This is a genomic window from Phenylobacterium sp. (assembly GCF_036502675.1).
Lineage (GTDB): Bacteria > Pseudomonadota > Alphaproteobacteria > Caulobacterales > Caulobacteraceae > Phenylobacterium.
In genome coordinates this window covers 23,446-31,098 of the sequence record NZ_DASXYF010000069.1, presented here as the reverse complement: position 1 = coordinate 31,098, position 7,653 = coordinate 23,446, and the positions used below count along the sequence as shown (strand labels likewise).

6 protein-coding genes are annotated in these 7,653 nt (G+C 72.4%); 4 read left to right on the top strand and 2 right to left on the bottom strand.

Going from position 1 to position 7,653, the window contains the following annotated elements:
• Together VGL30_RS08085 and VGL30_RS08080 are read left to right on the top strand one after the other, a co-directional pair.
• Window positions 1–425, top strand: a 425-nt coding sequence (locus tag VGL30_RS08085) for a YfbK domain-containing protein (RefSeq protein WP_331538665.1), incomplete at its 5' end; no start/stop codon positions are given.
• A gap of 195 nt (window positions 426–620) precedes the next feature.
• On the top strand, window positions 621–1,895 hold the full coding sequence (locus tag VGL30_RS08080; protein ID WP_331538663.1) for a glycosyltransferase: 1,275 nt from the start codon (window positions 621–623) through the stop codon (window positions 1,893–1,895).
• A 21-nt stretch (window positions 1,896–1,916) separates the two neighbouring features.
• Here VGL30_RS08080 and VGL30_RS08075 read toward each other — a convergent pair whose 3' ends face one another.
• Window positions 1,917–3,131, bottom strand: a complete 1,215-nt coding sequence (locus tag VGL30_RS08075) for an acyl-CoA dehydrogenase family protein (protein ID WP_331538661.1) — start codon at window positions 3,129–3,131, stop codon at window positions 1,917–1,919.
• Window positions 3,132–3,144: 13 nt separating this feature from the next.
• On the bottom strand, window positions 3,145–4,260 hold the full coding sequence (locus VGL30_RS08070) for an acyl-CoA dehydrogenase family protein (RefSeq protein WP_331538659.1): 1,116 nt from the start codon (window positions 4,258–4,260) through the stop codon (window positions 3,145–3,147).
• Window positions 4,261–4,373: 113 nt separating this feature from the next.
• Between VGL30_RS08070 and VGL30_RS08065 the strand changes: the two genes are divergently transcribed.
• Complete coding sequence (locus VGL30_RS08065) at window positions 4,374–4,946, top strand: hypothetical protein (protein ID WP_331538657.1); 573 nt, start codon at window positions 4,374–4,376, stop codon at window positions 4,944–4,946.
• 66 nt (window positions 4,947–5,012) lie between these two features.
• On the top strand, window positions 5,013–7,634 hold the full coding sequence (gene pepN / locus VGL30_RS08060) for an aminopeptidase N (protein ID WP_331538655.1): 2,622 nt from the start codon (window positions 5,013–5,015) through the stop codon (window positions 7,632–7,634).
• The last annotated feature ends 19 nt before the right edge of the window (window positions 7,635–7,653 follow it).

The window sequence follows — 7,653 nt, the reverse complement described above, 5'->3', positions numbered from 1 at the left end:
GCTCCGGCGCCTCGGTGACCGCGCTCTATGAGGTTACGCCCCGCAGCGCGCGGCCTTCCAGCGACCCCTTGCGCTACGAGGCGCACCCGGCGCAGGCGCCGCAGACCGGCGGCGGCGAGATCGCCTATCTGAAGATCCGCTACAAGTTGCCGGGCGAGCCGAGCTCGCGGCTGATCGGCCGGCCGATCACGCCGGGCGACGCCTACGGGACGGTGGCCACGGCGCCGGAGCCGACGCGCTGGGCGATCGCCGTGGCGGGCTTCGGCCAGCGGCTGCGCGGCGATCCTTGGCTGGACGACCGGTTCGGCTGGCGCGAGATCGGCGACCTGGCGCAGGGCGCCCGCGGCGAGGATCCCTACGGCCTGCGCGCCGAGTTCGTGCAGCTTGTGCGTGCGGCGGGCGAGGCGCGATCCGTGAACGAATAGTTCGCAGCCGTTCCTGGCGGCGGTTGAATGTGGATAAGGCTGCGCCGATATCGACATGACCGCCGCCTTGCGGCGCCCTGCGCGCTCAACGGCTTGTCGGCATAGTGACGTTGGGCGACAGTGCCGCCCAGGCTAAGGACAAGACCGCTGGCCAGTATCTGGAAGACATCAGCCGCCCGGCGTCGAAAGGCTGAAGTGACGCGCCGCGGCGGGCCGAAAACGCGTCTGTTCCTCGCCGCCAGCAGCGAGCAGGACCGCAAGCGAAAGGCGGCGAAGGCCGCCGAGGTGATCTCCCCGCTGCTCTCCGCGCCGGTGCGCGTCAGGCCGGAGCCGCCCGAGGCCGAAGGCTTCCACCTGCTCGACACCACCATGATGTACGCGCCGCGCTCGGGCGGGGTGAAGCGCTACCTGAACGCCAAGCGCGCCTGGCTGCAGCGCAGCCGCCCCGACATCCGCCACACCCTGGTGGTGCCGGGCGCCGCCACCCGCGGCGAATCGCCGGGGCTGGTCACCATCGCCGCCGCCCGCCTGCCGTTCGGCGACGGCTACCGGATGCCGGCCAGCCTGACCAAGTGGGCCGCCGCCCTCGAGACCCTGCGGCCCGACGTCATCGAGGCCGGCGACGTCTTCGTTCCCGGCCACGCGGCGCTGGAGGCGGGCCAGAGCCTGGGCGTGCCCGTGGTGGGCTTCTGCCACACCGACGCCGCGGCGCTGGCCGCCCTGCACTTCGGCGTCTGGGCCGAGGCGCCCACCATGAACTTCTGGTCCACCGCCTACCAGCGCTTCGACCGGGTGGTGGCCCCCAGCCGCCACGTCGCCGCGCGCCTGGCGGAAGCCGGGGTGGAGAAGGTCGTCGTCCAGGGCCTCGGGGTCGACACCGAGCTGTTCCACCCCCAGCGCCGCGATCCCGCGCGCCTGCGCAAGCGCCTGGGCCTCCCGGCCGACGCCCGCCTGCTGGTGTTCGCCGGCCGCGCCGCGCGCGAGAAGAACATCGAGTCCATGGTCCAGGCCGTGGAGCGCCTGGGCGACCCCTACCGCCTGGTGCTGGTGGGCGCGGGCAAGGACGCGCGCTACTCGCCGCAGGTCGACTGCCTCGACTATGAGCGCGACCCCATGCGACTGGCCGCCGTCATGGCCAGCTGCGACGCCTTCCTGCACGCCAACGAGAACGAGATCTTCGGCCTGGTGGTGCTGGAGGCCCTGGCCGCCGGCCTGCCCGTGGTGGGCTCCTGCAACGGCGGGGTTGGCGAATTGATCGACGAGACCGTCGGCCAGCGCGCCCGCAGCGTCGATCCCGCCGGCCTCGCCGAGGCCATCGAGGCCCTGTTCGCCCGCGACCTGGCGGCGCTGTCCGCCGCCGCCCGCCGCCGCGCCGAGGAGCGCCACTCCTGGGACGCCACCTTCGAGGCCCTCACCCGCCTCTACGCAGAGCTGGTCGCCGGCGCCGCCCCGATGGCGCTGAGCGCCTGATTCCGGCGGCGCCCGGCGGCCTCACCGTCCCGTCGGGATGTCCTTGAACGCCACGTCCTTGTCCACGCGCACGTCGCCCGGCAGGCCCAGCACCCGTTCGGCGATGATGTTGCGCAGGATCTCGTCGGTGCCGCCGGCGATCCGCAGCCCCGGCGAGGACAGGAACCAGGCCTGGAAGGCGCCCTGGCGCGGCGCCAGGTCCGGGTCGTCGATGACCCCGTACTGATCCAGCATCTCCACCGCCTCGCTGGCCAGGTTCTGGGTCTGCGTCGCGGCCACCGCCTTGCCGATGGAGCTCTCGGGGCCAGGCGTCTGGCCGCGCGACAGGGCGGTGAGGGTGCGGTTGCGGATGTGCCTGAGGCCCTCGGCCTGCACGTACCAGTCGGCGAGCTTGTCGCGGATCGCCGGGTCGGCCAGCGCCATGCGGCCGTCGGCGGCGGGGATCGCGCGCGCCGCCTCCAGGAACGCCGGCCATCCCGGCCCGCGGGACACACCCACCGCCAGGCGCTCGTTCATCAACGTCACCAGGCTGACCCGCCAGCCGTCGTCCACCGCCCCCAGCCGCTGGCTGTCGGGGACCCGCACGTCGGTGAAGAACACCTCGTTGAAGCCCGAGCCGCCCGACATCTGGTGGATCGGGCGCACCTCGATCCCGGGCGCCTTCATGTCCACCCAGAACATGGTCAGGCCCTTGTGCTTGGGCGCGTCGGGATCGGTGCGGCAGACGACGATGCCGAAATCGGAGAACTGCGCCCCGGTGGTCCAGACCTTCTGGCCGTTGACGGTCCAGTCGCCGTCGGCGCCGCGCACCGCCCGGGTCCGCGCGGCGGCCACGTCGGAGCCCGCGCCCGGCTCCGAGAACAGCTGGCACCAGATCTCCTCGCCGCGGATGGCCGGCCCGCCGAACCGCCGCTTCGCCGCCGCGTCGCCCACGGTCATCACCGTCGGCACGCACATGCCCAGGCCGATGGAGAAGGGGTCGCCGGGCGTCGGCAGCCGGGCTTCCTCCTCGGCGAAGATCACCCCCATGATCGGCGCCTCGCCCTGCCCGCCCCAGTCCTTCGGCCAGGTGACGCAGGCGTAGCCGGCGTCGGCCTTGCGGGCCTGCCAGGCCTTGGCCGCGGCCAGGAAGGCGGCCTCGCCGCCACGCGGGTCCGCCCCGGGCGCATTGGCTTCGAGCCACGCCCGGGCCCTGGCGCGGTAGGCGGCTTCTTCGGGGGTGTCGTTGAAATCCACGGGAGCGCTCCGGTCAGGCGGCGTTGCGGCGTTCGAGCTGGCTCACCAGCCGTTCCTTCCACAGCCGCGGCGCGCCGGCCACGAGGGAAAGCTGGCGCGAGCGCCGGTAGAAGAGGTGCGGGTCCGCCTCCCAGGTGTAGCCTATGCCGCCGTGCGTCTGGATGGTCTCCTTGGCGGCGTACCAGTAGGCCTCCGACGCCGAGATCCGCGCCGCCGCCGCCGCCGTCGGCAGCTCCGCCGCGTCGGCGTTCAGCGCCCAGGCGCCGTAATAGGCGTTGCCCCGCGCCAGCTCGTTCTTCACGTACATGTCCGCCAGCTTGTGCTTGATCGCCTGGTAGGAGCCGATCTGGCGGCCGAAGGCGTAGCGCTCCTTGGCGTAGGCCGTGGCGATCTCCAGGCAGCGGCCGGCGCCGCCCAGCTGCTCGAAGGCCAGCAGCACCGCGGCGCGGTCGAAGATCTTCTCCAGCAACGCGAAGCCCTCGCCCGCCCCGCCCAGGCGGGTCACCGGCGCGGCCTCGAAGGTGATCTTCGCCGCGCTGCGGGTCGGGTCCAGCGTCCGCAGCGTCTCGCGCACGACGCCCGAGCCCTTCATGTCCGCCAGGAACAGCCCCGGCCGCCCGTTCTCCCTGGCCAGCACCAGCACCTGGTCGGCCACGTCCCCGTCGGTCACCGGGATCTTCACGCCGGTGAGCCGCCGGTCGGTGACCGACGCCTGCAGGGTCTCCGGCGTCACCGCCCCCGGCCCTTCCGAGACCGCCAGCGCCCCGATCAGCTCGCCGGCCGCGATGCGCGGCAGCAGCGCCGACATCTGCGCCGCGTCGCCGGCCAGCATCACCGCCTCGGCCAGGAAGTAGAGCGTCGAGGCGAACGGGATCGGCGCCAGCGCCCGGCCCAGCTCCTCGGCGATGACGCAGAGCTCCAGCCGCGACAGGCCCAGGCCGTTGTAGGCCTCCGGGATCGCGGCCCCCAGCCAGCCCTGGTCGGCCACCGCCCGCCACAGATCCCGGTCGTAGGCGCAGTCCGGGTCGTCCAGCACCGCGCGCACCCGGGCGAGCCCGCACCTGGCTTCCAGGAACCGGCGCGCCTCGCCCTGCATGTGCTTCTGGTCGTCGGAGAAATCGAAGTTCATCGGGGCCTCGGGGCTGCGGCGTCCCTACAATACGACGCCCGGGACGCGTGGAAAGATTGACCTCGCGTCAAGGTTTTTCGGTTCCTATCGGCGCAACAAGGGCGGAGCGCGCGATGGCCAAGGCGATTTTCCAGCGGAACCAGAAGGTCTGGGTCGAAAGCGTCGGAGCCTGGTCGGTGGTCGAGCGCATCGTGCCGATCTGGGCGCGCGGATTCGAAGAGCCGGTGCGGGTGACCTACGACGTGGGCCTGGGCCGGGAGTTCCTGGCCCACGAGCTGCGCGGCGAGCAGGACAGCGCCGACGCCCTGTTCGACGACGCCACGTCCTGGCGGCTGCTGCGCGCCCGCAACAAGTGGCAGCCGCCGGAAGACTGCCCGCACCACCCCTTCCCGGGCAGCTATCCCGTGGTGGTCACCGACGCCAACGACTGGGGCGGCTGGCGGGTGCCGGGCGCCGAATACGACCGCGATCCCGCCAAGATCGAGATCCAGGCCCGGCTGATCGCCTCGGGCCCCCGGCTGCTGGCGCTCGCCCGCCGGCTGATGGCGCTGGTGGACGACGTGCCCGACGACGCCCCGCCGGACATCCGCGCGCTGGCCGAAGAGGCCCTGAAGATCGAACGCTACCTGAAGGAAATCCCCGCCCCGGTCGGCTCGGCGCCGGAGTCCGAGACCGCGGCGGCCTGATTTCGCGTGACGCCGGCCGGCGCCTTCCGAATTCCACCGCGCGCCATACCGCTCTAGAAAGGCGGGATGCGCACCGAGACCCCCCAGCCGATCCGGCTCTCCGACTACCGCCCGCCCGCCTTCCTGATCGACGAGGTCCGCCTGGACTTCGACCTCGCCCCCGACGCCACGCGGGTGAAGGCGCGCCTGGCCGTGCGCCGCAACGGCGCCCACGCCGAGCCCCTGGTGCTGGACGGCGAGCGGCTGAAGCTGATCGCCCTCAGCCTCGACGGCCGCCCCCTCGCCGAGGGCGAGCGGACGCTGACCGACGAGACGCTGGCCATCGCGGGGGTTCCAGACGCCTTCACCCTGGAGACCGAGGTGGAGATCGACCCCGAGGCCAACAAGGCGCTGGACGGCCTCTACATGTCCGGCGGCCGCTTCTGCACCCAGTGCGAGGCCGAGGGCTTCCGCAAGATCACCTACTGGCCCGACCGCCCCGACGTGCTCTCCCGCTTCACGGTGCGCATCGCGGCGCCGAAGGCCTTCCAGCGGCTGCTCTCCAACGGCAACCTGGTGGAGGCGGGGGAGCTGCCGGGCGATCGCCACTTCGCCGTCTGGAACGACCCGTTCCCCAAGCCCAGCTACCTGTTCGCCCTGGTGGCCGGCGAGCTCGACGTGCTGGAGGACAGCCTGGTCACCATGAGCGGCCGCACGGTGGCGCTCAGGATCTACGTCGACCCCGGCATGGTCTCCCGCGCCGCCTACGCCATGGACGCCCTGAAGCGCGCGATGCAGTGGGACGAGACCGCCTTCGGCCGCGAATACGACCTCGACCTGTTCATGATCGTGGCGGTGCGTGACTTCAATTTCGGCGCCATGGAAAACAAGGGGCTGAATATATTCAACTCCTCGTTGTTGCTGGCCGACCCGGCGACGGCTGCCGACGGCGACTTCGAACGCATCGAAGGGGTGGTGGCGCACGAGTATTTCCACAACTGGACCGGCGACCGGATCACCTGCCGCGACTGGTTCCAGCTCTGCCTGAAGGAGGGGCTGACCGTCTTCCGCGACCAGAGCTTCTCCGGCGACATGCGCGGCCACGCCGTGCAGCGGATCAAGGACGTCAAGGCGCTGCGCGCCCGCCAGTTCGCCGAGGACCAGGGCCCGCTCGCCCATCCGGTGCGGCCGTCGAGCTACCTGAAGATCGACAACTTCTACACCGCGACCATCTACGAGAAGGGCGCGGAAGTGATCCGTATGCTGAAGACCCTGATCGGGGCCGAGGCGTTCCGGGCGGGGATGGACCTCTACTTCGCGCGCTGGGACGGCCACGCCACCACCGTCGAGGAGTTCGTCCGCTGCTTCGCCGAGGCTTCGGGCCGCGACCTCGACGGCTTCTTCGCCTGGTACGAACAGGCCGGCACCCCCGCCGTCTCGCTCGCCAGCCGCTACGACGCGACCGCCAGGACCCTGGAGCTCGACCTTCGCCAGGCCACCGCCGCCACCCCCGGCCAGCCGGACAAGCGCCCCCTGCCGATCCCGGTCACCGTGGGGCTCCTTGACCAGGAGGGCCGCACGCTGGCCTTCGAGCATGAGGGCCGGGCGGTGGACGAGGCGACCCTGGTGCTGGACGCCGCCCGGGCCACGGTGCTGCTGACGGGCGTCGACCGCGCGCCGGTGGTCTCGGCGCTGCGCGGTTTCTCCGCCCCGGTCACCCTGCGGACCGACGCCGCCGCCCGCGACCGCTACGTGCTGCTGGCCTCCGACCCCGACCTCTTCAACCGCTGGGAGGCCGGCCAGGACCTGGGCCGCGACCTGATCCTGGGCCGCGCGGCGGGCCGCCCCGACGAGGTGGCCGAGGAACGCTTCGCCGAGGCCGTCGGCCGGGCGCTGGACGACCAGGCGGCGGACGACGCCTTCAAGGCCCTGCTGCTGGCCCTGCCCTCGGAGAGCGACCTGGCCCTGGGCGTGAAGGACGCCGATCCCGGCGCGATCCACGCCGCCCGCGACGCGCTGCGCACCCGGCTGGCCGTCCACCTGGAGGAGGCGCTGAAGCGCCTGCACATCGGGCTGCAGGAGACCGGCGAGTTCCGGCCCGACGCCGCCGGCGCCGGCCGCCGGGGCCTGCGCAACGCCGCCCTGGAGCTGCTGGCCGCCAATCCCCGCTCCGACATCGTCGAGCTGGCCGTGGGCCACTACCAGGCGGCCCGCAACATGACCGACGCCATCGGCGGCCTCACCGCCCTGATGCTGGCCGGCGGCCCGGCCTACGAGGCGGCGCTGGAACACTTCTATGCGCGCTGGAAATCCGAACCCCTGGTGATCGACAAATGGTTCGCCCTGCAGGCCCGCGACCCGGACGAGTCGGCGCTGGGCCGGGTGCTGGCGCTCACCGTCCACCCGGCCTTCGACGCCCGGACGCCGAACCGCCTGCGCGCGGTGGTGTCCACCTTCGCCAACGGCAACCCGGCCCGCTTCCACGACCCGAGCGGCTACGGCTACCGCTTCCTGGCCGACCAGATCCTCGCCGTCGACAGCTTCAACCCGATGACCGCCGCCAGGCTGGTGGACGCCCTGGGCGGCTGGCGCCGCTACCGGCCGGAACTGGGGAGCCTGATGCGCGCCGAGCTGGAGCGGATCATGAACAGCCCTGGGTTGTCGAAGAACGTTTTCGAGCTCGCCAGCCGCGCCCTGGCGTCGGAATGAGTTAACCCGCTGGAATCTG

Coding starts and splice junctions, on each gene's coding strand:
- VGL30_RS08070 (WP_331538659.1), bottom strand. CDS start 4,260: ATGAACTTCGATTTCTCCGACGACCAGAAGCACATGCAGGGCGAGGCG.
- VGL30_RS08065 (WP_331538657.1), top strand. CDS start 4,374: ATGGCCAAGGCGATTTTCCAGCGGAACCAGAAGGTCTGGGTCGAAAGC.
- pepN (WP_331538655.1), top strand. CDS start 5,013: ATGCGCACCGAGACCCCCCAGCCGATCCGGCTCTCCGACTACCGCCCG.